Below are 25,388 nucleotides of genomic sequence, written 5' to 3' on the forward strand. Positions count from 1 at the left end.
AAAGAGCTGCTTTTTATGTTATGTGGATCCGAAGGGGTTAATTTATGTTGTAGTACGATAATGATTGTCAGTGATTTGAATTATATTCTGTTTTTCTGGTGTGCAAATTGGTGGTCATTTTCCTTCAATCTTCTGAGTTAGGGTGTCTATTTGCTTTTGCTGTTTCTCAATGATATCATAAAGCTGATTCAAGTTGGAATGTAAGATTTTCATTGACTGACGCATTGTCGAAAGATCTGCATGTGCCTGACTCAAACTTCCTCTTACTGTAGGTTTTGCTGGTCCAGTAGTTTGCTTGTCACCTAACCCTGTAGCCAGCCATTCAGTATTCAGATTGTATTTTTCAATTAGCAATTCTACTAAGTCCAATCCAGGTCGTTTACTGCCGCTTTCTAAGCTAGAAAGAAAACCACGTGTAATATTCATCTTCTCTGCAGCTCGCATTTGAACTTTATCAATGATGGTAGTACGGAAATCTTTAAATCTTTTTGCGAAATCAGATGCTTCTAAACCGCTTTTCTTAATCGTTGCCATTGTATTAATCCTTTATTGTGAAGGAGATTACTTAAACTTTGTGTACGACTCAGCTCCGGTCATTAGTGTTATGCTTTTTCTGTCATAAACAAAGCTAAAGTCTACATTCCTGCCAAAACCATCTTTACCAGTAACGATTATGGTAGGAGTGGTCCCTGATGGGGTGTTTATTTTATACTTCAGTTTACCGGTGTATACATCTGTTGATTCACCAATTAAGTATGAAGTATACATATCGGCTTCCGAATCGGAGGTGAAATGAAATTGCTTATAATAAGTTAAACCATTCATATGTTTTTCTCCAATTCCATACCAATGAGTTCCAGACAATGACAAGGCAGGGGTTTCGTCATTTTTTTTAGAACATCCAGCAAATAAGAGTGTCAATAATATTAATGTTAAGAGTGATTTTTTCATGTTTAGTTTTAAGAGATTATTTAGAGATTGTATAATTAACTTGCTCCCGTGTTTTAGTAAGAAATGAAATTATATCCGGATATTGAAAAATCTTTTATTTCAGATGTATTACTTGGTCGGGAGATATTGCCTTTCCATTCTATTTTTGAACCCTTAGTAAAACCGTCTGCATTTAGTGTTTTATCTAAATCTCCATAAATACGAAGAGTGGTGGTCGGAGCTGTTTTGCTTCCAATTTCATATTTTAGTATGACAACATCAACGCTTGGGTAAGCACGCAGTCTAACTTCTCCATTTGACTGAAAGTCTAAGAGCAGGATAACTGCGTTATTGTTGAATTTTGTACCGGCAGAATATGTCTTTGAAGTCATATCGATTTCGACATATTCATCTTTCTTGCATCCAACAAATAGGATTGTTAATGCGAAAAGCGTTAATAGTGATTTTTTCATTGCTTATTGTATAATACTGTTAAAAGTTGTTTGGTTAATGTTTAATTTTGAAGGTGAATGACAGTTTTGGGTGAGGTTGTTAATATGAAGTAAAATGATATTCTTCTGCTTGAAATCCAATAATCTCCGGCTTATATCCTAATCTACCGATGGTAGCATTCCAGTCTATATTTGTGTCTTTATTAAATTCATATGCCATAAGTTTCTTATCAAGCTCTCCATAAATATGTAGATTAGTGTTTGTCGCCATCTTGTCTACAACTTCGTATTTTAATGTTACATAGTCGTCGAATGGGGGCACTCTAAGAACTACCGTTCCATTTGACTGAAATTTTAATTCCAATGTCGCGTTAGTGTAGGGAAATAATGCTGGTTTTGCATCCGCTAAATATGTTTTTAAAGTCATGTCGATTGCTACAGTATCATCTTTTTTCTTGCATCCAACAAATAGGATTGTTAATGTGATAAGCGTTAATAGTGATTTTTTCATTGTTGTTTTGATTTAAAGGTATTGTCTTAATTGTGTATATGTGTTTTTCAATATACTGTTAGTGCTTTTCTTGCTTTAAAGCTTGCTGTTCCAGAAACTCTAATAACTTTTTCTGATTATCTTTTATTTTAGCGATTGTATCGCAAGTGACAAAAAATACAATTAGCGATATTAAGCTGATTATTCCTACTATGTATTCCATTTACAGTAAAGGTTTTAAGTTGATAAGTTTTTTAATGATAAACTGAAACTTAAACTTTCATGCTTGCTGAAAAGATCAGATACCTTTTTCGTTCCCCGTTTTATTTCGTGTAATAACTCCTCGGCCTTTGAATATTCAAAAGTTATATCACGATTTTTATATGCTGATTTCGGGTCTAAGCTTTTTATTCGGTTGGTCTTAGTATTCCAGTTTATTTCTGCACGCCGGGTTATAGTTTTCTTTATCCTTTTTCCATTAACAGTATACATAAGTACTAGAGGATGAGTTTCATCCGTGTATTTCTTTGATTTGTATAAGTGGAGTCGTATGTTGATTTTCATGGTGTGCAGGGTGATTTTTCGAGAGGTGTGTTTTTGGTGTGCGTTTTTTGTGGGGTAGATTGTGGTAGATTGGTGGTTAAATTAAGAAAAAACCTTGTTAAAACAAAAGAGAACGACTATTTGCCGTTCTCTACTTTTGTTTTGGTGGAGCCGAAGGTTCTCTTTGGTTTTATAAAATTAAAGTAAATACAGACAAGTATCTGTATAAAATGGTGTTCAATTCTAGAGCGCCATAGATCACTATTTAAAGTATAATAAAATTGGATAAATATGAGGAAAGAAGTCCTTGTATGCAAAATTGTATGGGTTAGAAATCAACATACTACCTATCCAGTATTACTCATCATTTGAATATATGAAAAATTATATGTTAGTTTGTAACTAATTGATTATTAATATATTAAATAATAAAATTATAATATTTATATAAATAAATAAACTTTAAATATGGCAAAAGCTACACCTAAATTAGAACAAAGAAAAGACCCTGCAACAGGGCAGTTAAAACAACTAAACATCCCCATCTTAATTGATTTTTCATTTGGTGGAACAAGGCTGTGGCTGCAGACTGGAGAAAATATAGATAGAAAAATGTGGGATGAAAAAAATCATAGGGTTAAGCCTAACTATCTGGGAAGTGTGGAAATTAACGCAATAGTTGCTTCCAAATGTGACCATATAAATAAAATATACCGAGACATGATTCTGGCAGGTAAACAACCAACGGTTAGTTCTATTAGGAGTGCATTAAATCGAAATGATAAAAGAGACAAAAAGACATTAATGCAGCACTATGAAGATTTTATTGATGGATATAGAATTAAAGGTTCTTTAGGTACTGTAAAAAAACTAAAAACCAATCTTGAACATTTGAAAAGTTTTGGGAAATATGCTAAGATTAGTCTGGACTTTGATGCTATAGATAATATTTTTTTCAATAGGTATATAGAATATTTCCTAATTGATAAAAAGCATACTAATGGTACAATAGCAAGAAATGTTAAGGTTTTAAAATGGTTTTTGAATTACTGTTCAAAATTGGGCTACAATAAAAAATTTGATTTTAAATCATTTAGCTATAAACATACTGAACCTAAGATTATTGCTTTAAAAGAGGATGAGATATTAAAAATATGCAATTTCAAAACTAACAATGTTTGCTTAGCTCAAGTTAGAGATTGTTTTTTATTTATGTGCTATACAGCTCTTAGGTACGGAGATGCCAAAGAACTAAGGAAAATTGATATTGATGGCGATTTTATAAATATTACTTCTCAAAAAACCAAATCAGAACAACGCATTCCCTTAATTGATGCAGCTAAGACATTGCTAAAAAAATATAGTGAAAATTATGGTACTAAAGCAATGCCTTTCATAAGCAATCAAAAAATGAATGAATACTTAAAGGAGATTGGAAAACTTGCAGGTCTTAATAGAGTCGTAACTAAGATTAAGTACAGAGGAAATCAGCCAATAGAAAACGTTTATGAGTTTCATGAAGTATTAACATGCCATGTAGCTAGACGTACATTCGTAAGTTATATGTTTTTTAAGAATGTAGATACTGAATTAATTCGGTCAATTACCAATCATAAAAGCATGGCTGTATTTGCTAGGTATAATCAAATAGATGAACAACATAAAGCTAGAGAAATGAAAATAGCATTTAAAAAGGTAGTGTAAATATTAATAACAAATCAAAATCAGGGATTAGCTGGCCTTGATCAATTAAATAAAAATATTCCTTGTTTGGTAACTTGTAAATCATTAGTTTTGTTTTTGTAAATAATTGATTATTAATTATTTATAATATTTAAATTGCAATATTAATATTGCTAGAATAATAAATAATTGGTGCCCCAGGCCGCTATAATTCTCTTCATAATTTAGACTATACATAGTCATCATAATCATTTTATAATTGATGGTCATTAATCAACGAACTGCTGGCCTAGGTTCAATATCAATTTATTTAAAAGATTACAAAAATGGCTATAGATAATATGGTGCTAAATAATGCCCAAATTTTAATTCCGGCTACGGAATTTTCTGATACAATTAAGAATATTTTCGAACAAGTGCTTAGAGAACATAATAACTGTGTTGTAGCACCAATTGTACCAAATAACGATGAAAAGGAGGAGTTGTTAACTCGTAAACAAATTGCAAATCTTTTAAATATATCACTTCCAACCCTTGATTTAAGAATTAAGGATGGTGTTATTCCGTCATATAGAATTGGGAAAAAGTTATTGTTTGATAAAAAGGCTGTACTCCATAGTATAGAAAAATTAGGGAGGACAAAATAATGGCTTTTATCACGAAAGAGAATATTTTGGATAAATCCCAAGGGGGCTTATTATTTTTTAAACTATTTATTCCTGGATTAGATTTAAAAAAAGGAACTCACTTTAGGTTAAAAAACCCTCTCTACCATGATAAAAATCCATCGATGGCACTTTATTGCAAAGATGACAGATGGTTTTTTCATGATTATGGTGCAGTAGAATATAAAGGCGACGTTTTTAAATTTGCATCATTTTACTATGGATTGGATTTACAGAGTGATTTTAGGCAGATACTCCAATTAATGGATGAAGATTTGGAGAATTTAGAAATTAAGCCACTAGATTTAAACTCAGAAATTATATACAACAACAACAACAACCTAAAATCTTTCGAACTAATATGTACTAGAAGCTATGGTGATTTTACGTCGGAAGAATTAAGCTTTTTTAACCAATATGGCATAACAAAGGCAACTATTGAGGCTCAAAATGTATTAGCCATAGATAAATATTTAACAGGTGGTGAGCGGGGTAGATTTATAACACGTCCAGCCAATAGCATTTGGTTCGGTTACATTGGGAAAGATCATGCTAAAATATATTGTCCCAGTCCCGAGAAAAGATTTTGGTACCTTGGGACAAAACCCAAGAATCATTATTTTGGATCCCAACTTGACTACTGTGGGACAGGGACAAATGTTTTTATAACAGGTGGTGAGAAAGATGTTCTTAGCTTAATATCTAATGGTTATTTAGCAATATGCTTAAACAGTGAAACGGCTGACATACCAGAAGAACTATTAAAATCTTTTTATAGATTTAGGTTGACCCCTATTTTACTTTATGATATTGATGATACCGGTACTACTGCTGCCCAAAAATTATCGTCAAAACATGATATAAAAATGCTAAAGCTTCCAGAAGAACTTAAAAATCGAGGTGGTAAAGATGTAGCTGATTTTTTCAAGTTTGGATTTACTGCGACCGACTTAGATAATATTGAGCCAGTATTCTATGAAGAGCTTATAAGCGAAAATAAACTGGAAAAAACTTCTATTAATGCAGCATTAAGAACGGCCCAACAGAGATTAGAGGATGCTAAAAATCTACCTGAAATAAAAATGTTGTTAGATGTGTTTATGCACTCAGGTGAATTAGCTATACTGTTTGGTGATACAGGTATTGGAAAAAGTGTTTTGGCAGTTTGTATAGCCGATGCATTAAGCAAAGGAGAAAGTCTGTTAGGGCTACAGAACCAATGTATACCACAAAAAGTTATCTATTATGATTTTGAGCTGTCTGATAAACAATTTGAGAAAAGGTATTCCGACGATTGCGGGAACCCATATCAGTTTTCAGAAAACTTCTACACTGATTCTATTGATTTTTCAGAACTAACATCCCCAAATAGAAAAATCAAATTTGAACATCTACTAATAGATCGGTTTAAAAAAAACATTATCGATATTGGCGCTAACATTATAATAATTGATAACATAACTTTTTTAAGTACCCAGACTTCACAAGATGGCCAAGTTGCCATGGAAATCATGAAATTACTAAAACAAATGAAGGAGGATTTGCAAGTTACTGTGTTAGTTTTAGCACATACGCCAAAGAGACCTCCTTCTGAAGGAATTATGATAAATCATCTGGCAGGAAGTAAGCACTTGAGTAATTTTGCAGATTCTGTATTTGCCATTGGTTCAAGCAAAAATGATAAGGGTTTCAGGTATATGAAGCAAGTTAAACCAAGTAGAAGTGGGGAACTAAAATATGATGATTCAAATGTGTTAAAATGCGAATTGATAAAGGAATCTGATTTTTTGACCTTTGACTTTATTGAGTTTTGTGATGAAAAGAGTCTACTAAGTGTATCTCAAGATGCTGAATCAGAGGAAGAGTTAAGATCTGAAGCAATTACTTTACGAGATTCCGGACTAACGATTCGAGATATTGGACTTAAGCTTGGTATAAGTAAATCTAAAATTGGTAGGTGGCTGCAGGAAGCTAAGCAGTAATGTAGGAATGTCCCAGTGGTTTACCTGAAAATAAGGGACGCTGGGACATACTTAATATTATACAATATTAACTACCAAAAATAGCCGATAGGCATTGTTTTGCACTAACTTTCTGCTATACTTTATTATGCGGCTTGTACAGTAAGATCTTTTATCTATCGACAAAGATGCCTCACGTAATATATAAACTATATATGCCTTATAAAATTAGATTAATAATAAATTCTATTTTGGTTTTTTATTGAAATAAAATATATATTTAAAAAAAAGGAAATATGGTTGAATTTTTACAAGACAATACAAACAAATTAATCTTTACCACTGTTATGGCTATTATCATAGGTATAATAGGTAAACTGATATCTGACATATGGTTTACTAACAAAAAAGCTGCTGAAGTTAGTAATAGGCCAGGTGAAATGATAAACGAAAACAATAATACATTTAATCCAACTGTCAATGTTTATAGCAATAACGTTGATAAAAAAGAAAGCGAATTGGAGCAAAAAGATTTGTTGGAAAGAAGAAAACTATTGACTAAGATATTATTCATTGATGATGATTCAAAATTCAAAGTAGTTAACATTTTAAAAAAAGCTGGGTGGATTCATACCAAGCTTATAAAGGATATTGATAGTGTTGATGATCAGCAAATTAAAGATGTGGATATTTTTTTTGTTGACGTCCAGGGTGTGGGTAAAGCTCTTGAATGTAAAGATGAAGGTTTGGGTTTAGCATTAATTCTAACGAAAAAATATCCCAAAAAGAAGATTGTGATTTATTCTGCTGAAACTAAGGGGGATAGGTTTCACGAAGCATTAAGAAAGGCAAATTCTTTCTTAGCCAAGAATGCTGAACCATATGAATTTCAGGAGCTTGTAGAGGAGTTTAGCATAGATTTATATCCAAATGCTTAATAGATTAATTGTAGGACCTTCTGGTAAAACTCTTTTTACCAACCTTAAGGAAGATTGCAATAAATGTGTTGAATTATGTAATTCCAATAGCAAAATAATTGAACACTGTAGTGCATTTGAAGAAAAAAGAAGAAGTGGCAAAGTTACTAATGGGTTATCATTAATCTACATGTGCACATCTCAGATTGATTTACTAAAAAGTCCTAGGTTATTCAAAGAGAAAATCCTTGCATATGCTGATATGCTTAAAGAACTTGAATTATTAAAGCATGAAATTAAGGAAGACGTAAATCAAGAGACAAAAAGATTAATTCATAATCTAACGTCATTAAATGCCCATTCAATACAAGAACTGTACAATCTTGTTCCTCAAGACCTCTTGACCAAAGATTTTCGTAATCAAATTAATACTATTAGAGAATTAATTTTTAAAAACTTGAATGATGCGGCTTCGACATTTTTAAGGATGGCTAAAAATAATGCTTCTATGAAAACAGAATTTGCTGTTTTTAATAAACTTTATGAGCTTAATCCATCTTTGCAAATAAAGAAGCATACAGTTAGAAAAGTGATATTTAATTTGTTGTATATATTTTTTCAAGATTTTACAGATGAAAATATATATGTTAATGTTGAGGAAAATTCAGATAAAATATTATTCGATTACGAGTCTATTCATGTAGCCTTATATCATCTATTTGAAAACGCAACCAAATATGCAAAGCCAAATCAAGAAATATCAATTACATTTTTTAGAGCGGCAACTCACTTTGACATAAAAATTCGAATGATAAGCATTAAAATAACTGATGTTGATATAGTTAATATTTTTCAAGAGAATTATTCTGGAGAGTTTGCAAAAAAAATTAATAGAGCAGGTAGTGGTATTGGATTAAGCCAAGTTAAAAGAGTTTTAACTCTTAATAATGCCGAATTATTGATAAATAGAAATGTGGACCAAAAAAACCATGGCACATCTGATAAGACACCCTATGAAAATAATGAGTTCATAATTCGATTTGCCTATTAATACTTAAAAAAATCATTTACTTGAATTTTTAAGGCGTTAGCTAATGCATAAATAGTACTTAACGTAGGATTAATTTCACCTCTTTCAATTCTACCTACTTGTGAGAGTGGTATGTCGGCTAAGTTGGCAAGTTGTTCTTGTGACAATTCTTGGGAATTTCTTAAATTTCTTACCCTTTGACCAAAGGCCTTTATAGCTTCGTAATTTTTGATTTTTATCACGTACCCAAATTGCAGGATACTTTCATTTTGAATAGACGCATATATGCGTTATTTTCGCTTATCTAAATTACTCTTTATTATGAAAAAAATATTGGCTCTACTGTTTATACTCTGCATTGCACAGATTCTTTATGCAAATGAAATGTACAGAGTAAATACTGAAAGATTAAATGTTAGGGAATCACCATCAGCATCGGGGTTAACTATCGGATATTTAGATGTTAATACACTTGTAGAAGCTTTGGATACGACTAATTCTAGTTGGTATAAGATAAAGGTAAATAATGGAATTGGTTACGTAAGTAGTCATTATTTAGTTAAAAAGGCCACGATAGAGCCTACATCAGAGTTAACTAATTACGATTTAAAGGTTATCGGAATAGGCGGTTTTAGTATAATTTTGATTGTTTTCCTGTATTATCTTTTTCAAAACAAGACAAGGAAATATGCTTTAACGCTTTTATTGACGACAAGTGTAGGTGTAGGTATATTTTATAGTTATAAGGCATTAATAATGAAACCATCCATAAGTGGAATATATGTTAATACTAAAGGGGGTATATATCGATCATTCGATTTTAAAGGTGGAAGTACTGTTTTAGTGAAAGATGGAATTATAGGATTAGACTTTGCCGTTGGATATATTGTTGATGGAAATATAATTAGGATTACATCTAATACTGGCGATCTATTATTAAATATAAAAGATGAAAATACTTTGATTGGAGAAGGATTTTCAACAGGAATCTATAAAAAGGAAAACTGAAATAATTGAATCTTTTCTACTTCGGATTAAGATTAACAAAAAATCAAATTATAAATATTCTAAAACTACAGATTATGATAAAAACAAAGCTAGCACTTACAGTAGCGATAATTTTGGCTACAAGTGTGATCTCGTTTGGACAAACAAAGAAGCAAGTTCAATTTTTCAGTTATCACCTATCTCAATACAATAGACCAGTTATGGTTTCTACAGGTAAATATCAAGCTTATTTTAAAAATATGGGTGAATCAAGAGAGCAAGGGAGGATTATTATAGATGAAACAGCTAAGGGGCTCACTATAAAATGGCTTGATGGAAATGATTGGATTGCTAAATTTACTAAGAAAGAAAAAAAGGCTGAGCATGATGAATTGTTTGGTGATGTTATTAGAACAACTTATTTTGGTAAGTGGATAGAAGAGAAAACAGATTGTATGTTTATAATAACTGAAACTAATTCTTCAGGTTGCATAGCAACACTTAAATCACAAAAAGTAGTTGATGTAGATTATAACATTAACACTTGGAAAAAGACTTTTGTCTTTGGAATAAGAGGTGAGTGTTTTTAAACACCGAGGGTGTTCTAGAGGTTATTCAAAGATGATTACTACAAATAATTCTGAAATGGAAAATAAAATTTCACAAAAGCACTCTTATTTGTAATGGTTGGCGTATTAACATGAACCAATGCAATTGAGTATCTTGTAAATTTTAAATGTATTAAGCCAACTAAAACTTGTAATATAGTTTAATGTAAAATCTATATCTTGCATTAAACCAATATAAACAAACGCTATGGCAAAAAATCAATTCAAATTCAAACTAAAAATTACAGGCTTCGAGCTAGAAGTTGAGGGTTCTAAAGAAGATGTTGCATCAATTACATCTAGTGTAGCAAATCAGCTAAAGGGCTTGACTACCCCTCAAGTTTTTGGAGATAATACAGAAACAGAAGATGCGGAAGCTACAGAAGTTCCCCCAATACAATTACCACCGTCTACTACAAAAAAGAAAGGTTCACGTAGAAAATCGGCTGCAAGTGGTAATACTACCGGCAATCAAAAAGTAGAACCAATAGAGTTTAAAAATGATCCAAAAAAATATAGTGCTCCTTTACAGAGTTGGAAGGTGTTGGAAAAAGCACTTTGGATTTTATATGTCATAAAAAATGAGAAGAGTATTAATGAATTAACCATAGCCCAAATCTGCAATACATTTAATGCTTATTACAAGCAGTCTAAAGTTATTAGTTCAGGAAATGTTACTAGAGACTTAGGGAAAATGAAATCAGGGGTGGGTGCACTTGTTGGAGAAGATGCTTCAAGCACTCCACATCGTTGGTATCTAACTGATGCAGGAGATACATTTGTTCAAAACCTAATTAAAGTTATTAAATAATAATGGGGTTAATCGAACGAAATAGTTTAATCACAAATATATCTCCTCCATTTGATCACCTATTGGCAACGCAGTTTGTTGATGAATTTCTTTCTATGGAACGTAGATTTATACAAAGAGATTGGGAGCCAGCTGAGCTTGATGCTGGTCAATTTGCAGAAATTACCTCTAGGATTCTTTATCATCTAGATACTGGAACTGTAAACTATACAAAGGGTGTTGGGGAATGTATAGAATATTTTAATAATAACGGTGCCCCCCATAACCTTACAGCCCCTCCTTTTAACGTTGCTCGAAAAGAAATTATACATATTTCGAAAGTTTTGCAAGCGATATATAAATTTAGGAGCGACAGAGGAGCTGTTCATATATCTCCAACTTATGAACCGAATCACATGGACTCGAAATACCTAATTGAGTCTGTTAGATGGTGTATGAACGAAATGCTAAGGATATTTTGGAATGGGGATAGAGAAGAGGTAGCCAAAACTATTAGAGAGCTTTTACAATTTGATGTTCCTTGCATAGGTGTTTATGGAGATATTATTATAGTTCAGCGTACCGACCTTAAAGCTGATGAAGAAATTTTGATCCTATTACATTTTGCAGGAGAAAATGGATTTAGTAGAAAGGAATTAGGTATTCATGCTTTAAGTAGCGCTCCTTCAGTAACCACTAATTTGCAAAAATTGTGTTCACCGAGCAAAAGGCAACTTATTAAATTAAAAAATGGAAATTACCGTTTAACTGATCTTGGAAGTAGGAGGATTAGGATAGAGCTAGCTGACAAGCTATTATTAAGCATTTAAATCTCTAATCTAGTGCAATTTGTTATATTTTTGCCTAAAATAAAAGAAGAAAAGAAAGATTTTTTCTTCGAAAATCCTCTTTTTACGTTTGCAGGTTATTAAGAACTGTAAACAAATATGAATTGTGATTTTGAAAAGGTTAGCAATATAATATTGGCCTACCCTTTAAATTTTAAAAATGAGTTTAGTAAATGTACATCTGTCATTGATGAACTTATAAATCAGCTCCCTACCGATATAAATATCCAAATAGTAGCAACTAATGAAGGGGCTTTAAATCAACTGGATAATTTACATCCTGACAAAGCATTTCAGACACTTTTACTAGAGAAGTGGGATGATATATGGCTGCGGGATTGTTTGGGCTTTATAAACGATAATAAGTTTGTAAAGCCTATTTATTTTCCAAGATATTGCGAGTATAAAAACAGATGGAATTATTTTAAACGCATAAACAAAGCTTCAAGAAAAATAATCAGTCATTTTATTAACAAACCAATAATTGATCTTCCTTTGATTTGGGATGGTGGTAATTTAGTGCATAACAATAAAATTGGCTTTATTACTTCCAAAATTGTAGAGGACAATTCGTCTTTCAATCAGGAGTATATAGAGAAAATGATTGAGGAAAAACTGAATATAACACCTATTATAATTCCAAGGCAAGAAAATGATGTCATTGGGCATGTAGATGGCTATATGGCTTTTGTTAATAAAAATAATATTGCAATTAGTACTTACCCAGATATGGCCTTTTTAAAAAAGGATAACGAGTATTTAGAGCAGTTAAGGCTAATTGCTTCCATGAAGAGTATAAATGTTACCAGAATAAATGACAGGCCGGTAGATGAAGCAATAGCATGCAACTGCAATGAATTTAGACGGAAAGGCTGCTTTTATACGGCAAAAGGTAACTACATCAATAACTTAAGAATAAATGATACAGTAATATTGCCTGAGTACACTTTATCTACCAAACGAGAAACAGATTACTACAATCAATCTAATAAAGAGTTGTACGAAAGTATGGGGTTTGATGTAAAGACTGTTAACTGTGATGCTTTAGCACAATTTGGTGGTTCTTTACATTGCTTGAGTTTTACATACTGATAATTGGCCGAAAGGAAATCTTAAAAATTCTTAAAAAATTCAACTTATTATAATCTTTAAATGACCTTAATTGGCACTATAAAACGAAATTGTATGGGATCTTGTATGGGGAAAAAAGAAATCCGCGAGATTATTGAAATTTCGCGGATTCTTAATAAAATTTGTGGAGCCGAAGGGGTTCGAACCCTTGTCCAGTCGTGCGATAAATTATGCCTTCTACATGCTTATTTTCCAATTAATTGTAGGGATCTGGCGGGCTGGAAACCGACCTAACCGTTCACCTTAGGTGCTTTATCTCACAACTGTATCGCACCTTACAATTGCCAGCGTTGTTATTTCGATGCCCCATATTCTAACCTAACATCGCAGCAGTTAGAGGGACAAAAGCTATTTAATTCTAAATTAAGCAGCTAAGGCGTAGTTATTTTCGCCAATTATAGTGTGAACGTTCACTTTAAGTGCTCTCCGTACAACGCACTGCATGCTAACATACCTAGCATCACCCTGTCAAATCCAAAACGGCCCCAGTATGTCCTGATGGTGTGTGGTTAACAACTCCTTTCCAACCATCAGGATACAAAAATACTAAAATTATGCCATACTTCTACCAGGATATTGCTTTAAAGCGATATCAAGGCAATCCATGGCTTTATTAAGATCCTTGGTATTAAGTACATAAGCCATTCTGACTTCGTTTTTTCCTGATCCTTCTGTCGAATAAAATCCAGTAGCGGGAGCCATCATAACCGTTTGTCCATCATTATTAAAGCTTTCCAGTATCCACTGACAGAATTTATCAGCATCATCAATAGGCAATTTCGCTACTACATAAAAGGCTCCACCTGGGTTAGGACAAAATACACCTTCCATAGCATTTAATCTTTTTACCAATGTATCTCTGCGCAAGGTATATTCTTTGTTTACCGCTTCGAAATAACTATCAGGAGTGTCAACAGCTGCAGTACCTGCAATTTGTTCAACCATTCCCGGACTAAGTCTTGCTTGTGCAAATTTTAATCCAGCCTTAATTACTTCTTTATTTTTGGTGATTAAACAACCTAATCTTGCTCCACAAGCACTATATCTTTTTGAAACTGTATCTATTATAACTACATGCTCATCCAAGCCATCCAAATGCATTGGTGAGATAAATTCTCTGCCATCATAACAGAATTCGCGGTAAGCCTCATCAGAAAGTAGGAAAAGGTCATATTTTACGCATAAAGCTTTTAAAGCTTCCAGTTCTTCTCTTGAATATAAATAACCCGTAGGATTATTAGGGTTACAAATGATGATTGCTCTTGTACGCTCTGTAATTAGTTTTTCAAACTCAGCAATTTCCGGAAGTGCAAAACCATTTTCAATATGAGAGAGAATTGGCTTTACAACTACATTGCTCATACAGGCAAAACCATTATAATTTGCATAAAAAGGCTCGGGAATGATGATTTCATCACCTTCGTTTACACAGGTCTGCATTGCTATGGTAATCGCTTCAGATCCGCCAACAGTAACCAATATATCTTCAGGCGTAATGTTATAGCCTAATTTATTGTAATACTCTGTAAGCTTAGTTCTGTAACTAAGCGTTCCTTCTGATGGAGTGTATGCCCAAACACTAAAATCAATGTTTTTAATGGCATTTAACATTCCTTCAGGAGTAGCAATGTCGGGCTGACCAATATTTAGATGGTACACTTTTTTACCGTCCTTTTTTGCCTGGTCAGCAAATGGGGTTAGTTTTCTTATAGGCGAAGCAGGCATTTGGAAGCCCTTTTCTGAAATATTTGGCATAATGCAAAATTAATAAGTTAGTTTTTTCTAAAAGGTACAAAATTAAAAAACCTCGTTGATTAACGAGGTTTTAATCAAATATCTTTTCTGATTTCTATTTAGATGCCGCTGCTACAGTTTCGCCTTTAATGTATAATACCTTAGTAGTAGTTTTTGCATTTGAAGTAATTGTAATGCTTTTGCTAAATGGAAGTGCTCCGCCTGTAGGGTTGTAAGTAACTTTAATTGATCCCGATTCGCCTTTTTTAACTGGGATCTGAGTGTATTCAGGAACTGTACATCCACATGTAGTCTCAACCTTAGTAATAATTAAGGGCTGATCACCAATGTTAGTATACTTAAATTCAAATGTAGCAGGTTTATTCACAGGAATTTTACCAAAGTCATGTGTTTCTTTTTCAAACTTGAATTCAGCTGGTTTTGACTGTGCATTGACTGCAACACTTATACCTAGGATTAGCGTAAATAACAGAATTAGTTTTTTCATTTTAATGTTGTTTTAAAACAAATTTAATGTTTTCATTTATAAAACAAAAAGTATTCCATTATATAAATTCGGCTACACAGTTAAGTCATACTTTAGATTTTATGTATCTTTGCCGCATAATTGATTTGCTTATGATGCCAAATAGTAAACTTACCACTAATCCAATAGACACCTCGGAGTTAAGTTTTGATGACTTCAAGACCATCGTTGTAAACGACTATAAAATTGCGTTTGAGAGTAGACAGGCTAGTTTATTAGGACGAAAGGAAGTATTAACAGGCAAAGCTAAGTTTGGTATTTTTGGTGATGGTAAAGAGTTACCTCAGATTGCTATGGCAAAAGCCTTTAAAAATGGCGACTGGCGTTCGGGTTATTACAGAGATCAGACTTTTGCTTTCGCAGCAGGGATTTGTACCATTAAGGAATTCTTTGCACAATTATATGCTAACCCAAGTTTAGAGGCCGATCCTGCTTCTGCAGGCAGACAAATGAACTGCCATTTTGCATCTCGTTCTATAAATGAAGATGGAAGCTGGAAAGATTTGACAGATATGAAAAACTGTTCGTCTGATATCGCACCTACTGGTGGACAAATGGCTAGATTGGTAGGTTTAGCTTATGCTTCTAAATTATATAGACAAAATCCTGAACTCGAATATTTAAAGAATTTCTCAGTAAAAGGAAATGAAGTAGCATTTGGTACTATAGGAAATGCCTCCACTTCTGAAGGCGTGTTTTTTGAAGCCATTAATGCTGCTGGTGTTTTGCAAGTGCCAATGGCCATGTCGGTATGGGATGATGGTTACGGAATTTCTGTTCCTGCAAAGTACCAGACTACTAAAGAAGATATATCTGAAATATTAAAGGGTTTTCAGCGCGATGAAAATGGTGCTGGTTACGAAATATTTAAAGTTAGAGGTTGGGATTATCCTGCTTTATGTGAAACTTATCAACGTGCAATAGACGTATGTAGGGAGGAACATGTTCCTGTATTGATTCATGTTACTGAAGTAACCCAGCCGCAAGGACATTCAACTTCTGGTTCTCATGAACGGTATAAAGATAAAGCCAGGCTAGAGTGGGAAAAGGAATATGATTGCATTGTTCAGATGCGTAAATGGATGCTGGAATCAGCAATCATTTCTGAAGAAGAAATCTTAGAGTTGGAAGCTAAAGCCAAGACTTTGATCCGTGAAACTCAAAGAGAAGCCTGGAATGAGTTTTTGGCATCAATAAAAACTGAAAAGGATGAAGTTATCGCATTGATCACTAGTATGGCTAATGGGGATCCTACATTGTTAAGAATCAGCAGTCTGTTAGCAGGGACACCAGATGCACAGAGAAGAGAAGTAATTTCTTCTGCCAGAAAGGCTTTGCGATTGACAGTTAGAGATACATCTTCAGCAAGAAATAGTCTTTTGAACTGGTACAATGAGCAGATTGGACTAAATGAAGATAGATACAATTCTAAATTATTTACTGATGGGGCTGAAAGTCCGTTTTTAGTGAATGAACTGAAACCTGTATATCATGAAGATAGCAAAATGGTGGATGGACGTGAATTGTTAAATGCTTGTTTTGACTCTAATTTTGCACGTGACCAGAGACTTGTTGCTTTTGGTGAAGATTTAGGGGCTATTGGTGATGTAAACCAGGGTTTTGCAGGCCTTCAGGCTAAGTATGGCGATTTAAGAATTACAGATACAGGCATTAGGGAAATGACTATTGTTGGACAGGGGATAGGTCTCGCTTTACGTGGATTACGTCCGATTGCCGAAATACAGTATTTAGACTATCTATTATTTGCTTTAAATGTATTAAGTGATGATCTGGCAAGTTTATCATACCGTACTAAAGCAGGTCAAAAAGCCCCGGTAATTATTAGAACTCGTGGACATAGGCTGGAAGGTGTTTGGCATTCAGGCTCTCCGATCGGTATGATTTTAGGCTCATTAAGAGGTATGCATATTTGCGTACCACGTAACATGACACAGGCGGCAGGTATGTACAATACGCTTTTCCGTTCTGATGAACCGGCATTGGTAATCGAGTGTTTGAATGGATATCGTTTAAAAGAAAAGCTTCCTGAAAATATAGGAGAATACACTGTACCATTTGGAAAGGCTGAAATAATTAAAGAGGGGACTGATATTACAGTTGTATCCTATGGTTCTACTTTAAGAATTGTAGAGGAAGCCGCACAAGAATTAGCACAATTTGGAATATCGATAGAGATTGTAGATCCACAAACTTTGTTACCGTTTGACACAGAGCAAATCTGTGTACAATCATTAGCAAAAACCAATAAATTATTGGTGGTTGATGAAGATGTTCCAGGTGGTGGAACGGCTTTCTTATTGCAACAAATATTGGAAGAGCAGAAAGGATATTATCATTTGGATGGACAACCTAAAACATTGAGTGCAAAAGCCCATCGTCCTCCATACGGATCGGATGGAGATTACTTTAGTAAGCCGTCTGTTGATGATGTAATTGAAGTGGTTTATAGCATGATGAATGAGAGTAATCCAAATAAATACCCCGCTATTTTTTAAAATTGTTTTCATGACCTCTCCCGAGGTTTAAGTATAAAAGAAAAGCCCTGCAAAATTTTGCAGGGCTTTTTATTTGGACAGATTCGCTTGTTCTTATAGCTTAACGCTTTTATTTCTTAGCAAATGATCTGCAATAACCAAGGCTGCCATTGCTTCAACAATCACAACAGCTCTTGGCACTACACATGGGTCATGTCTGCCTTTACCTTTAATTTCTGCTGCTTCACCTGCAGCATTAATCGTTTGCTGATTATGCATAATTGTAGCAACTGGTTTAAAAGCAACAGTAAAGTCGATTTCCATGCCATTAGATATTCCACCTTGTATACCACCAGAAAAATTAGTGAGTGTTTTAGGTTGACCTTCATTGACCAGGAATATATCATTGTGTTCAGAACCTCTCATTTCACTACCACTAAAGCCAGAACCGTATTCAAAACCATGTACAGCATTGATGCTGAGCATTGCTTTACCAAGATCGGCATGTAATTTATCAAATACAGGTTCTCCAAGTCCTACAGGACAGTTTTTAATGATGCAGCTTACTTTGCCACCAACTGTATCTCCATCTTTTCTAATCCCATCAATGAATTCAATCATTTGATGTGCGGTTGCAGGATCAGCACAGCGTACAATGTTTTCTTCTCTTATTTCAAGCAATGAAGGAATATCGCTATGACTTAAATTTGGTGCCTGAATCTGACCTACGGCAGAAACATGTGCAAAAATTTCAATGCCATGGTGTTTTAATAACAGTTTAGCAATAGCTCCAGCAGCTACACGTGCAGCAGTTTCTCTTGCAGAAGAACGGCCACCACCACGGTGATCACGAATACCATATTTGGCATCATAAGTATAATCTGCATGAGAAGGGCGATATACGTCAGTATTATGGCTGTAATCTTTACTGCGCTGATCTTCATTAGGAATCAGCATAGCTATTGGTGTTCCTGTGCTTTTACCTTCAAAGGTACCAGACAAAATCTGTACAGTATCACTTTCCTTACGCTGTGTTGTGATTTTAGATTGTCCAGGTCTGCGTTTATCTAATTCCGACTGGATAAAATCCAAGTCGATAGGTAAAGCTGCCGGACAACCGTCTAAAATAACACCTATAGCTACTCCGTGTGACTCACCAAAGGTGGTGATGCGAAATAACTGACCGAATGTATTACCTGCCATATAGATTTATGATTTTTAATGTTTTAAATTTCTTTTATTGTAAAACCTGCTTTCTCCAGATCTTTCCAGAAATCAGGATATGATTTCTCTACAACCTGGTAATCTTCCATCTCTATTTCATCAATAAACAAGCTTAATGGAGCAAAGGCCATAGCCATTCTATGGTCATCATAGGTTTGGAACTGAACTTTTTTAGGAAAGCTTAATTGAGCACAATCTAAAGTATATACCTCATTGTCTTCCGTTAAAGTAACGCCAATTTTGGCCAGTTCTTGTTGTAATGCCAATACACGATTGGTTTCTTTAATTTTTAAAGTCTCCAGTCCTGTAAATGAAAGATTTAAGCCTTTTGCTGCTGCACAAACGATAATGGTTTGGGCCAGGTCCGGGCAGTCTTTTAAGTTTAATACTTCGTTTATGGCAACAGATGTTCCTGATTTTAATGCTATTCCTCCAGGAGTTTGTGAGGTTCGAACGCCAAAAGGAACCATAATGTTTCTGATTGCGCTATCTCCCTGCAAGCTGTTTTCTTTTAAATGTGGCAACGAAATGCTCCCTTGGTCGGCCAGGGCAACAATACTATACCAGTAAGACGCAGCACTCCAATCGGGCTCAACAATTAACTCACATGCTTTAAAATTCTGCTTATCAATATGGATGGTATTATTCTCCCACTTATGATCAATGCCAGCTTCCTGAAGCATACTTAAAGTCATTTCCAGATACGGTCTTGATGTTAGTTCTCCTTCTATTTCTAAAGAAAGACCCAATGGGAGAGAAGGTGCAATCATTAATAATGCAGACAAATACTGACTACTGATGTCACCTTGAATTTTTACAGTACGGCTGTTTTGTGCAAATTTACTGCTGATGTCAAGTGGTGGAAAACCACCCTCTCCAGCGTATTTGATACTTGCACCCAGTTTTTTTAATGCTTCAACCAATAATCTAATCGGACGCTCTTTCATTCTTCCAGAACCTGTAAGATGGAAGTTTCCATTTGCAATGGAAAGGTATGCTGTTAAAAAACGCATTGCCGTTCCTGCATGACCAACATCAACAGTAATAAAAGAATCGTTATTGCGACCTGCTTTTACCTGACCAAGTATATTATTTAGGGTTACCGTATCAACTGCATCAGATAAATTAGCTACTTTAACAATGCCTTCAGACAGGGCACTGATGATCAGTGCCCTGTTGCTTTCGCTTTTTGAACCCGTTAGGGCTATTTCAGCATTTATATCTTTAATCCCTTTAAAAGAAACGATTGCGTTTTTGCCCATTATTACGCCTTAACTTCAGTATGTGTTTCTGCTGCAATTCCTTCTTCAGCTTTACCAGCATTCATAATTTCTGTTTGTTTACGGATAGATTCACCATGAACAAGTTCTAAGAACTTTTCAGTAAAGTTTAAGTCTAATTTTAATGCTTTGGCAAATGAAGTACCTTTTCTAATGATCTCATCCCAACGATTAACTTGTAAAATTGTTACCTGATTATCACGTTTGTACTCACCAATTTTACCAACAATTGCCATACGCTCACCAAGCTTTTGCAATAAAAGGTCATCAATTTTGTCAATTTGTTTACGCAATTCAGCAAGTTGATCTGTGAATACTTCGTTTTTAGATTCTGGTTCACGAACAGTTAAACGTTCAGCAAGTTCACCAAGAGCTGCTGGAGTAAGTTGTTGTTTAGCGTCTGTCCATGCTATAGAAGGATCTACGTGTGACTCAATCATTAAACCTTGCATATCCAAATCCAATGCTTTCTGAGAGATGTAAGGGATTAGCTCACGGTTACCGCAAATATGGCTTGGATCATTGATGATTGGTAGGTCTGGTAATAATGTTTTCAATTGGATAGCAAGTTCCCACATTGGTTCGTTGCGGAATGAACTTTTCTCATAAGAAGAGAAACCACGGTGAATAGCACCTAATTTAGTAATACCAGCACGGTTAATACGTTCTAATGCACCAGCCCATAATTGTAGGTCAGGGTTAATTGGGTTTTTAACCAATACTGGAATGTCAACACCCTTTAAAGCATCAGCAATTTCCTGTACAGTAAAAGGGTTTACAGTTGAACGTGCACCAATCCAAAGGATATCCACACCAGCAGCTAAAGCCTCTTCAACGTGTTTAGCATTTGCAACCTCAACTGCTGTAGGCAATCCAGTTTCAGCTTTTGCTTTTTTTAACCACTCTAAACCAATACTCCCGATACCTTCAAATTCTCCAGGACGAGTACGTGGTTTCCAGATACCAGCTCTTAATACAGATACTTTTCCTGTTGCTGCTAATAAATTTGCTGTAGTTAATAACTGCTCTTCTGTTTCTGCGCTGCAAGGACCAGAGATAATTAATGGTTCGTTTTTCGTGTCAAGCCATGAGCTTAATGGCTGGATGTTCAATTGTAGTTTCATTTTTTTGGGGTTTAAATTGTTGTTTTTATTTTACGAAGGGTGTGTTTACTGAAGATTATACTTGATCATTCTTCTGATATTCGCCCATAATGTTAAAGTTTACGGTGTATTTTAAGGCCTGGCGTACAGCTTTGTCGTACTTTTCCATATTTTTCCATTCAAGGTCAACATAGAAATGATATTCATTTCGTTTTCCTAAGACTGGCATACTCTGAATTTTGGTTAAGTTAACCTGTTGTTCTGCAAAGATGTTTAACACTTTAGATAGTGCACCTACAGTATTACCTACCTGAAAACAGATAGAAGCTTTATTAATATTTTTTAATTCTTCAGTTTTATCTGCTTTAAGAATCAGAAAACGAGTAAAGTTTTTCTTATTTGATTCTATTCTTCTCTCAATTATGTTCAATCCATATAATTCAGCAGCAAGTGTGTTTGCAATAGCTACAGTATCAGTTAATTGCTCTTCTTTGATTTTTTTAGCACAAGCTGCGGTATCATTACCTTCTATTACCTGGATGTGTGGATAGTCATAAAAGAAATCAACACACTGGCGAAGCGCAATAGGATGTGAGGTCGCAAATTTTACATCTTCAAATTTAACTCCAGGTAAAGCCATTAGGTGAAGTTGTATCGCTAAGTATACCTCGCCAACAACTGCGAAATTGTACTCGCGAATTAAAGAGTAGTTTGGTAAAAGGCTACCTGCAATAGAGTTTTCAATAGCCATGATTACAAAGTCTGACTCTTTGTTTTGCAGGTTTTCACAAGTTTGTTTAAAAGAGCTACACTCGATGGTCTGAATGTCCTTTCCGAAAAATTTGAAAGCTGCTTCTTCATGAAAAGATGCTTTGATGCCTTGAATTGCTACTCTTATTGGTTGTTTCATTGTGGTTGGTTTTACCTTTTTTATAGTTTGTTTTTTGCATTAAACAAAAAAAGTCCCGGCAGTTGGCCGGGACTTTTCGTATACATTTATCGTGATGATATCAGTGCATATTAGTCCCGGCTCTTACTAAAGTAGTAGAAGTAACCAAACCAATATGTAGTGATGTTATTCATCTTATTTTGTTTCTTTTCTTATTTGTTTCGCCAAATATAGTAACAAAATTTAATTTGTCAAATATTAAATATAAAAAATATTTTTTTGTTGCTAATTGAATGTGTCTTGGTGGTCAAAACTTTATGAATTTCTATTGGCCGGCGATGTTATTAAAATAAGCAAAGCTTTCTAAAATATCATTTTCAGAGACCCTGCAGTTATAATCGCATTTGCCGATGCTGCCTAATAAAGAAAACATGATTTGTCCATTTTCATTTTTCTTATCGCTCTGCATGAATTCCATTAATTGTGGAAAGCTTTCTGCTTTGATGTGGTATGCAGGATAAAGTTTACTGATATAATCAGTTACATCATTTAAGTCATCGGCACTTAATGTATTGTTTTTCTGTGAAAGGAAAGCTTCACAAATCATTCCAACAGCAATAGCCTCACCATGTGTTAAAGGCTTTTTATCATTAATCAGCGAGTAGGTTTCAACTGCGTGTCCGATAGTATGTCCGAAGTTTAAGATTTTCCTCAGACCTTTCTCATGAGGATCTTCAGTAACTACTTCATTCTTTATCTCTACTGAACGGTAGATTGCCTGGGCATCAATATTCAGATAATCACTGTTCTTAAGTTCATTATAATAATTGCGGTCTACAATTAAGCCATGCTTAATCATTTCTGCAAAACCTGATAATAGTTCTCTGTCAGGCAATGATTTTAAAAATGCTGTTTCAATAAAAACTGATTGGGGCAGGGTGAAAGTACCCACCATGTTTTTAACATTGTCAACATCAATTCCCGTTTTTCCTCCAACTGAAGCATCTACCTGTGAAAGTAGCGTGGTAGGGATATTAATGAAATCGATACCTCTTTTATAAGTACTTGCCACAAATCCACCCATATCGGTTATTACACCACCACCCAGGTTAACCATCAGGCATTTACGGTCGGCACCGAAATCAAGTAATGTTTTCCAGATACCTATACAAAAGTCAATGTTTTTGTTTTCCTCGCCCGGATCGGTTTCTATGAGATCGAAATTGTTAAAATCGTTAAGCATTTCACGAAATAAAGGAACACATAACTCCGATGTATTACTATCTACAAAAACAAATATTTTACTGTATTTTCCGGATTCGAGTACCTCTTTAAGAGGGGTTAGCTGAGTTTCAAAATGTATAGTGTGTCCGGCGCTGTTTAGTTTGTTCATTAAATAACTGTTATTTTTTGTCCCATAAAGTCAATTACATCGCCTACGCGAACTTTGAGCCTTTTACGGTAGTCAACTTTTCCGTTATATTTTACCAGGCCATCCTCAACAACGGTTTGTGCTTCACCTCCGCTTTGAACTAGTCCTGCTGCTTTTAGCAATTGAATGAGGGGAATAAATTCACCTTCTAATTTAAAATTTATCATCGCAACGCAAACTTACAATTAATTATAAAGTGTTTTACCACCAATAGCAAGGGAATTTATACTTTTGCATGCAAATTGACTAACTGACATTCGTAAATGGAACTATCCCCCAAGAAAGTATTAAATTTCGATAATACCGAAATTGCTTTCCGTAATAAATCTAATGGAGATTTAAACGCTGCATATTGGCTGTTTAAAGTGATTAGCAGTAACTTTTTAACAAAAGTTGGCCCACCGGTTACAAACCTTTTTCTGAATATTGGGTTGCCAGTTAAAGGCATCATTAAAGCAACAATCTTTAAACATTTTTGTGGTGGAGAAACTATTGCAGAATGTGAGCATACTATTGAGCAGCTAGCTTTGGGTAATGTAGGTACAATTTTAGATTACTCTGTTGAAGGGGAAGATGAAGAAGGTGTATTTGATTTTACCTGTGAAGAGATCATCAGAACTATTGAACGTGCAGCAGGCGATAATCGTATTCCTATTACCGTTTTTAAAGTTACAGGTATTGGTCGGTTTGGTTTACTTGAAAAGTTAGATGCTAAAAAAGCATTAACTATCGAGGAGCTTGCTGAATTTGAAAAGGTAAAACAGCGTTGTGAGAAAATCTGCAGGACTGCTTACGAGAAGAATGTACCTATCATGATTGACGCAGAGGAAACCTGGATACAGGATACTATTGATGAACTGGCTATTGATATGATGCGTTTGTTTAATAAGGAGCGTATTATTGTTTATAACACTTATCAGATGTACCGTCATGATAAGTTGGCTGATATGAAAGCAGACCATTTAATTGCCAAGGCTTCTGGTTTTATTTTAGGAGTGAAAATGGTTCGTGGTGCTTATATGGAAAAGGAGCGTAAGAGAGCTGAAGAAATGGGTTATCCATCACCAATACAGCCAGATAAGGCATCTTCTGATCGTGATTACGATGCTTCTTTGTATTATTGCATGGAGCATATCAGTGATATTGCTTTCGTTTGTGGTACGCACAATGAGAACAGTTGTAAGGCGTTGGCTCAGTTGTTAGATGAGTATAAGATACAACATAATCATCCACATGTGTATTTTGCGCAATTATTAGGTATGAGTGATAATTTAAGTTTTAATTTATCAGATGCTGGTTATAATGTAACTAAATATGTTCCTTATGGTCCTGTTAAAGCTGTTATGCCTTATTTATTTAGAAGAGCCCAGGAAAACACTTCTATTGCGGGACAAACGAGTCGTGAGCTTGGTTTAATTATAAAAGAGAAGCAACGTAGGAAATAGCCAGAAAATTAAACTCGCAGTATATCAAAGAGAAAGAAAAACCTTTGGAAATATGTACAGAAGAAATTTTGTGATTTCAGGAAAAAGTCTTAATATTGCGCCCTGCTAAGGCAGAAACAATGGGGGCCTATAGCTCAGTTGGTTAGAGTAGAAGACTCATAATCTTTTGGTCGCTGGTTCGAGCCCAGCTGGGCCCACCAAACA

26 protein-coding genes, 1 tRNA gene and 1 other RNA gene are annotated in these 25,388 nt (G+C 34.5%); 13 read left to right on the forward strand and 15 right to left on the reverse strand.

Going from position 1 to position 25,388, the window contains the following annotated elements:
- Nucleotides 1–114: 114 nt before the first annotated feature.
- The 5 genes from ABDJ41_RS12030 to ABDJ41_RS22990 form a co-directional block, all read right to left on the reverse strand.
- Nucleotides 115–534, reverse strand: a complete 420-nt coding sequence (locus tag ABDJ41_RS12030; protein ID WP_349786259.1) for a helix-turn-helix domain-containing protein — start codon at nucleotides 532–534, stop codon at nucleotides 115–117.
- Nucleotides 535–561: 27 nt separating this feature from the next.
- Nucleotides 562–951: a hypothetical protein gene (locus ABDJ41_RS12035; protein ID WP_349786260.1), complete on the reverse strand. Its 390-nt coding sequence runs from the start codon at nucleotides 949–951 to the stop codon at nucleotides 562–564.
- A gap of 53 nt (nucleotides 952–1,004) precedes the next feature.
- On the reverse strand, nucleotides 1,005–1,403 hold the full coding sequence (locus tag ABDJ41_RS12040) for a hypothetical protein (protein ID WP_349786261.1): 399 nt from the start codon (nucleotides 1,401–1,403) through the stop codon (nucleotides 1,005–1,007).
- Nucleotides 1,404–1,482: 79 nt separating this feature from the next.
- On the reverse strand, nucleotides 1,483–1,893 hold the full coding sequence (locus ABDJ41_RS12045; protein ID WP_349786262.1) for a hypothetical protein: 411 nt from the start codon (nucleotides 1,891–1,893) through the stop codon (nucleotides 1,483–1,485).
- A 216-nt stretch (nucleotides 1,894–2,109) separates the two neighbouring features.
- The gene (locus ABDJ41_RS22990) at nucleotides 2,110–2,436 is read right to left on the reverse strand and encodes an Arm DNA-binding domain-containing protein (protein ID WP_502930335.1); all 327 of its coding nucleotides are present in this window, start codon (nucleotides 2,434–2,436) and stop codon (nucleotides 2,110–2,112) included.
- A 447-nt stretch (nucleotides 2,437–2,883) separates the two neighbouring features.
- Between ABDJ41_RS22990 and ABDJ41_RS12050 the strand changes: the two genes are divergently transcribed.
- The 5 genes from ABDJ41_RS12050 to ABDJ41_RS12070 all read left to right on the forward strand — a co-directional run bounded on the left by ABDJ41_RS12050 (nucleotide 2,884) and on the right by ABDJ41_RS12070 (nucleotide 8,692).
- Complete coding sequence (locus ABDJ41_RS12050; protein WP_349786263.1) at nucleotides 2,884–4,119, forward strand: tyrosine-type recombinase/integrase; 1,236 nt, start codon at nucleotides 2,884–2,886, stop codon at nucleotides 4,117–4,119.
- A 305-nt stretch (nucleotides 4,120–4,424) separates the two neighbouring features.
- Nucleotides 4,425–4,745 (forward strand): excisionase family DNA-binding protein, encoded by a 321-nt coding sequence (locus tag ABDJ41_RS12055; RefSeq protein WP_349786264.1) that lies wholly within the window; start codon nucleotides 4,425–4,427, stop codon nucleotides 4,743–4,745.
- Nucleotides 4,745–6,745: an AAA family ATPase gene (locus ABDJ41_RS12060; protein WP_349786265.1), complete on the forward strand. Its 2,001-nt coding sequence runs from the start codon at nucleotides 4,745–4,747 to the stop codon at nucleotides 6,743–6,745. Before ABDJ41_RS12055 ends, ABDJ41_RS12060 begins: the two co-directional genes overlap by 1 nt.
- A 275-nt stretch (nucleotides 6,746–7,020) precedes the next feature.
- Complete coding sequence (locus ABDJ41_RS12065) at nucleotides 7,021–7,662, forward strand: hypothetical protein (RefSeq protein WP_349786266.1); 642 nt, start codon at nucleotides 7,021–7,023, stop codon at nucleotides 7,660–7,662.
- Nucleotides 7,655–8,692, forward strand: coding sequence for an ATP-binding protein (locus ABDJ41_RS12070; RefSeq protein ID WP_349786268.1), 1,038 nt, complete (start codon nucleotides 7,655–7,657; stop codon nucleotides 8,690–8,692). The genes ABDJ41_RS12065 and ABDJ41_RS12070 overlap by 8 nt, the downstream gene beginning before the upstream one ends.
- On the opposite strand, the gene ABDJ41_RS12075 is transcribed toward ABDJ41_RS12070, so the two are convergent.
- A complete protein-coding gene (locus ABDJ41_RS12075; RefSeq protein WP_349786270.1) occupies nucleotides 8,689–8,913 on the reverse strand; it encodes a helix-turn-helix domain-containing protein in 225 nt (74 codons plus the stop codon). The two genes, ABDJ41_RS12070 and ABDJ41_RS12075, sit on opposite strands and share 4 nt — an antisense overlap.
- A gap of 79 nt (nucleotides 8,914–8,992) precedes the next feature.
- On the opposite strand from ABDJ41_RS12075, the gene ABDJ41_RS12080 reads away from it, so the two are divergent.
- From ABDJ41_RS12080 to ABDJ41_RS12100, 5 genes are all read left to right on the forward strand, one after another.
- Nucleotides 8,993–9,679 carry an SH3 domain-containing protein gene (locus ABDJ41_RS12080; RefSeq protein WP_349786271.1) on the forward strand — a complete coding sequence of 229 codons (687 nt, stop codon included), beginning with the start codon at nucleotides 8,993–8,995 and terminating at the stop codon, nucleotides 9,677–9,679.
- Nucleotides 9,680–9,753: 74 nt separating this feature from the next.
- Nucleotides 9,754–10,248 (forward strand): hypothetical protein, encoded by a 495-nt coding sequence (locus tag ABDJ41_RS12085; protein WP_349786272.1) that lies wholly within the window; start codon nucleotides 9,754–9,756, stop codon nucleotides 10,246–10,248.
- 226 nt (nucleotides 10,249–10,474) lie between these two features.
- Complete coding sequence (locus ABDJ41_RS12090) at nucleotides 10,475–11,077, forward strand: hypothetical protein (RefSeq protein WP_349786273.1); 603 nt, start codon at nucleotides 10,475–10,477, stop codon at nucleotides 11,075–11,077.
- Nucleotides 11,078–11,079: 2 nt separating this feature from the next.
- A complete protein-coding gene (locus tag ABDJ41_RS12095) occupies nucleotides 11,080–11,886 on the forward strand; it encodes a hypothetical protein (RefSeq protein ID WP_349786274.1) in 807 nt (268 codons plus the stop codon).
- A 117-nt stretch (nucleotides 11,887–12,003) separates the two neighbouring features.
- A complete protein-coding gene (locus ABDJ41_RS12100) occupies nucleotides 12,004–12,996 on the forward strand; it encodes an agmatine deiminase family protein (RefSeq protein ID WP_349786276.1) in 993 nt (330 codons plus the stop codon).
- A 161-nt stretch (nucleotides 12,997–13,157) separates the two neighbouring features.
- Here the strand turns inward: ABDJ41_RS12100 and ssrA are convergent.
- The 3 genes from ssrA to ABDJ41_RS12115 form a co-directional block, all read right to left on the reverse strand.
- Nucleotides 13,158–13,522, reverse strand: a transfer-messenger RNA (tmRNA) gene (ssrA, locus tag ABDJ41_RS12105).
- Between the two features lie 65 nt (nucleotides 13,523–13,587).
- Entirely contained in the window at nucleotides 13,588–14,790 is a 1,203-nt protein-coding gene (locus ABDJ41_RS12110; RefSeq protein ID WP_349786277.1) for a pyridoxal phosphate-dependent aminotransferase, read from the reverse strand.
- 94 nt (nucleotides 14,791–14,884) lie between these two features.
- Nucleotides 14,885–15,277 carry a DUF1573 domain-containing protein gene (locus tag ABDJ41_RS12115; RefSeq protein ID WP_349786278.1) on the reverse strand — a complete coding sequence of 131 codons (393 nt, stop codon included), beginning with the start codon at nucleotides 15,275–15,277 and terminating at the stop codon, nucleotides 14,885–14,887.
- Nucleotides 15,278–15,408: 131 nt separating this feature from the next.
- On the opposite strand from ABDJ41_RS12115, the gene ABDJ41_RS12120 reads away from it, so the two are divergent.
- Nucleotides 15,409–17,832 (forward strand): alpha-ketoacid dehydrogenase subunit alpha/beta, encoded by a 2,424-nt coding sequence (locus tag ABDJ41_RS12120; RefSeq protein WP_349786280.1) that lies wholly within the window; start codon nucleotides 15,409–15,411, stop codon nucleotides 17,830–17,832.
- 93 nt (nucleotides 17,833–17,925) lie between these two features.
- On the opposite strand, the gene aroC is transcribed toward ABDJ41_RS12120, so the two are convergent.
- The 6 genes from aroC to ABDJ41_RS12150 form a co-directional block, all read right to left on the reverse strand.
- Complete coding sequence (gene aroC / locus ABDJ41_RS12125; RefSeq protein ID WP_349786281.1) at nucleotides 17,926–19,014, reverse strand: chorismate synthase; 1,089 nt, start codon at nucleotides 19,012–19,014, stop codon at nucleotides 17,926–17,928.
- A 23-nt stretch (nucleotides 19,015–19,037) separates the two neighbouring features.
- Nucleotides 19,038–20,297 (reverse strand): 3-phosphoshikimate 1-carboxyvinyltransferase, encoded by a 1,260-nt coding sequence (gene aroA / locus ABDJ41_RS12130; RefSeq protein ID WP_349786282.1) that lies wholly within the window; start codon nucleotides 20,295–20,297, stop codon nucleotides 19,038–19,040.
- 2 nt (nucleotides 20,298–20,299) lie between these two features.
- Nucleotides 20,300–21,439, reverse strand: a complete 1,140-nt coding sequence (locus ABDJ41_RS12135) for a chorismate mutase (protein ID WP_349786283.1) — start codon at nucleotides 21,437–21,439, stop codon at nucleotides 20,300–20,302.
- Nucleotides 21,440–21,494: 55 nt separating this feature from the next.
- Nucleotides 21,495–22,328, reverse strand: coding sequence for a prephenate dehydratase (locus tag ABDJ41_RS12140; protein ID WP_349786284.1), 834 nt, complete (start codon nucleotides 22,326–22,328; stop codon nucleotides 21,495–21,497).
- A 304-nt stretch (nucleotides 22,329–22,632) separates the two neighbouring features.
- Nucleotides 22,633–23,700 carry a 3-dehydroquinate synthase gene (aroB, locus tag ABDJ41_RS12145; RefSeq protein WP_349786285.1) on the reverse strand — a complete coding sequence of 356 codons (1,068 nt, stop codon included), beginning with the start codon at nucleotides 23,698–23,700 and terminating at the stop codon, nucleotides 22,633–22,635.
- The gene (locus ABDJ41_RS12150) at nucleotides 23,700–23,906 is read right to left on the reverse strand and encodes an RNA-binding S4 domain-containing protein (protein WP_349786286.1); all 207 of its coding nucleotides are present in this window, start codon (nucleotides 23,904–23,906) and stop codon (nucleotides 23,700–23,702) included. The genes aroB and ABDJ41_RS12150 overlap by 1 nt, the downstream gene beginning before the upstream one ends.
- A gap of 96 nt (nucleotides 23,907–24,002) precedes the next feature.
- On the opposite strand from ABDJ41_RS12150, the gene ABDJ41_RS12155 reads away from it, so the two are divergent.
- Together ABDJ41_RS12155 and ABDJ41_RS12160 are read left to right on the forward strand one after the other, a co-directional pair.
- Complete coding sequence (locus ABDJ41_RS12155) at nucleotides 24,003–25,184, forward strand: proline dehydrogenase family protein (RefSeq protein WP_349786287.1); 1,182 nt, start codon at nucleotides 24,003–24,005, stop codon at nucleotides 25,182–25,184.
- Between the two features lie 123 nt (nucleotides 25,185–25,307).
- Nucleotides 25,308–25,384, forward strand: a tRNA-Ile gene (locus tag ABDJ41_RS12160).
- The last annotated feature ends 4 nt before the right edge of the window (nucleotides 25,385–25,388 follow it).

Source organism: Pedobacter sp. ASV1-7, assembly GCF_040203335.1.
GTDB lineage: Bacteria > Bacteroidota > Bacteroidia > Sphingobacteriales > Sphingobacteriaceae > Pedobacter.

Coding starts and splice junctions, on each gene's coding strand:
- aroB (WP_349786285.1), bottom strand. CDS start 23,700: ATGAACAAACTAAACAGCGCCGGACACACTATACATTTTGAAACTCAG.
- aroA (WP_349786282.1), bottom strand. CDS start 20,297: ATGGGCAAAAACGCAATCGTTTCTTTTAAAGGGATTAAAGATATAAAT.
- ABDJ41_RS12040 (WP_349786261.1), bottom strand. CDS start 1,403: ATGAAAAAATCACTATTAACGCTTTTCGCATTAACAATCCTATTTGTT.
- ABDJ41_RS12135 (WP_349786283.1), bottom strand. CDS start 21,439: ATGAAACTACAATTGAACATCCAGCCATTAAGCTCATGGCTTGACACG.
- ABDJ41_RS12035 (WP_349786260.1), bottom strand. CDS start 951: ATGAAAAAATCACTCTTAACATTAATATTATTGACACTCTTATTTGCT.
- ABDJ41_RS12095 (WP_349786274.1), top strand. CDS start 11,080: ATGGGGTTAATCGAACGAAATAGTTTAATCACAAATATATCTCCTCCA.
- ABDJ41_RS12140 (WP_349786284.1), bottom strand. CDS start 22,328: ATGAAACAACCAATAAGAGTAGCAATTCAAGGCATCAAAGCATCTTTT.
- ABDJ41_RS12115 (WP_349786278.1), bottom strand. CDS start 15,277: ATGAAAAAACTAATTCTGTTATTTACGCTAATCCTAGGTATAAGTGTT.
- ABDJ41_RS12120 (WP_349786280.1), top strand. CDS start 15,409: ATGATGCCAAATAGTAAACTTACCACTAATCCAATAGACACCTCGGAG.
- ABDJ41_RS12100 (WP_349786276.1), top strand. CDS start 12,004: ATGAATTGTGATTTTGAAAAGGTTAGCAATATAATATTGGCCTACCCT.
- ABDJ41_RS12110 (WP_349786277.1), bottom strand. CDS start 14,790: ATGCCAAATATTTCAGAAAAGGGCTTCCAAATGCCTGCTTCGCCTATA.
- ABDJ41_RS12085 (WP_349786272.1), top strand. CDS start 9,754: ATGATAAAAACAAAGCTAGCACTTACAGTAGCGATAATTTTGGCTACA.
- ABDJ41_RS12060 (WP_349786265.1), top strand. CDS start 4,745: ATGGCTTTTATCACGAAAGAGAATATTTTGGATAAATCCCAAGGGGGC.
- ABDJ41_RS12045 (WP_349786262.1), bottom strand. CDS start 1,893: ATGAAAAAATCACTATTAACGCTTATCACATTAACAATCCTATTTGTT.
- ABDJ41_RS12080 (WP_349786271.1), top strand. CDS start 8,993: ATGAAAAAAATATTGGCTCTACTGTTTATACTCTGCATTGCACAGATT.
- aroC (WP_349786281.1), bottom strand. CDS start 19,014: ATGGCAGGTAATACATTCGGTCAGTTATTTCGCATCACCACCTTTGGT.
- ABDJ41_RS12070 (WP_349786268.1), top strand. CDS start 7,655: ATGCTTAATAGATTAATTGTAGGACCTTCTGGTAAAACTCTTTTTACC.
- ABDJ41_RS12055 (WP_349786264.1), top strand. CDS start 4,425: ATGGCTATAGATAATATGGTGCTAAATAATGCCCAAATTTTAATTCCG.
- ABDJ41_RS12090 (WP_349786273.1), top strand. CDS start 10,475: ATGGCAAAAAATCAATTCAAATTCAAACTAAAAATTACAGGCTTCGAG.
- ABDJ41_RS12050 (WP_349786263.1), top strand. CDS start 2,884: ATGGCAAAAGCTACACCTAAATTAGAACAAAGAAAAGACCCTGCAACA.
- ABDJ41_RS12150 (WP_349786286.1), bottom strand. CDS start 23,906: ATGATAAATTTTAAATTAGAAGGTGAATTTATTCCCCTCATTCAATTG.
- ABDJ41_RS12065 (WP_349786266.1), top strand. CDS start 7,021: ATGGTTGAATTTTTACAAGACAATACAAACAAATTAATCTTTACCACT.
- ABDJ41_RS22990 (WP_502930335.1), bottom strand. CDS start 2,436: ATGAAAATCAACATACGACTCCACTTATACAAATCAAAGAAATACACG.
- ABDJ41_RS12155 (WP_349786287.1), top strand. CDS start 24,003: ATGGAACTATCCCCCAAGAAAGTATTAAATTTCGATAATACCGAAATT.
- ABDJ41_RS12030 (WP_349786259.1), bottom strand. CDS start 534: ATGGCAACGATTAAGAAAAGCGGTTTAGAAGCATCTGATTTCGCAAAA.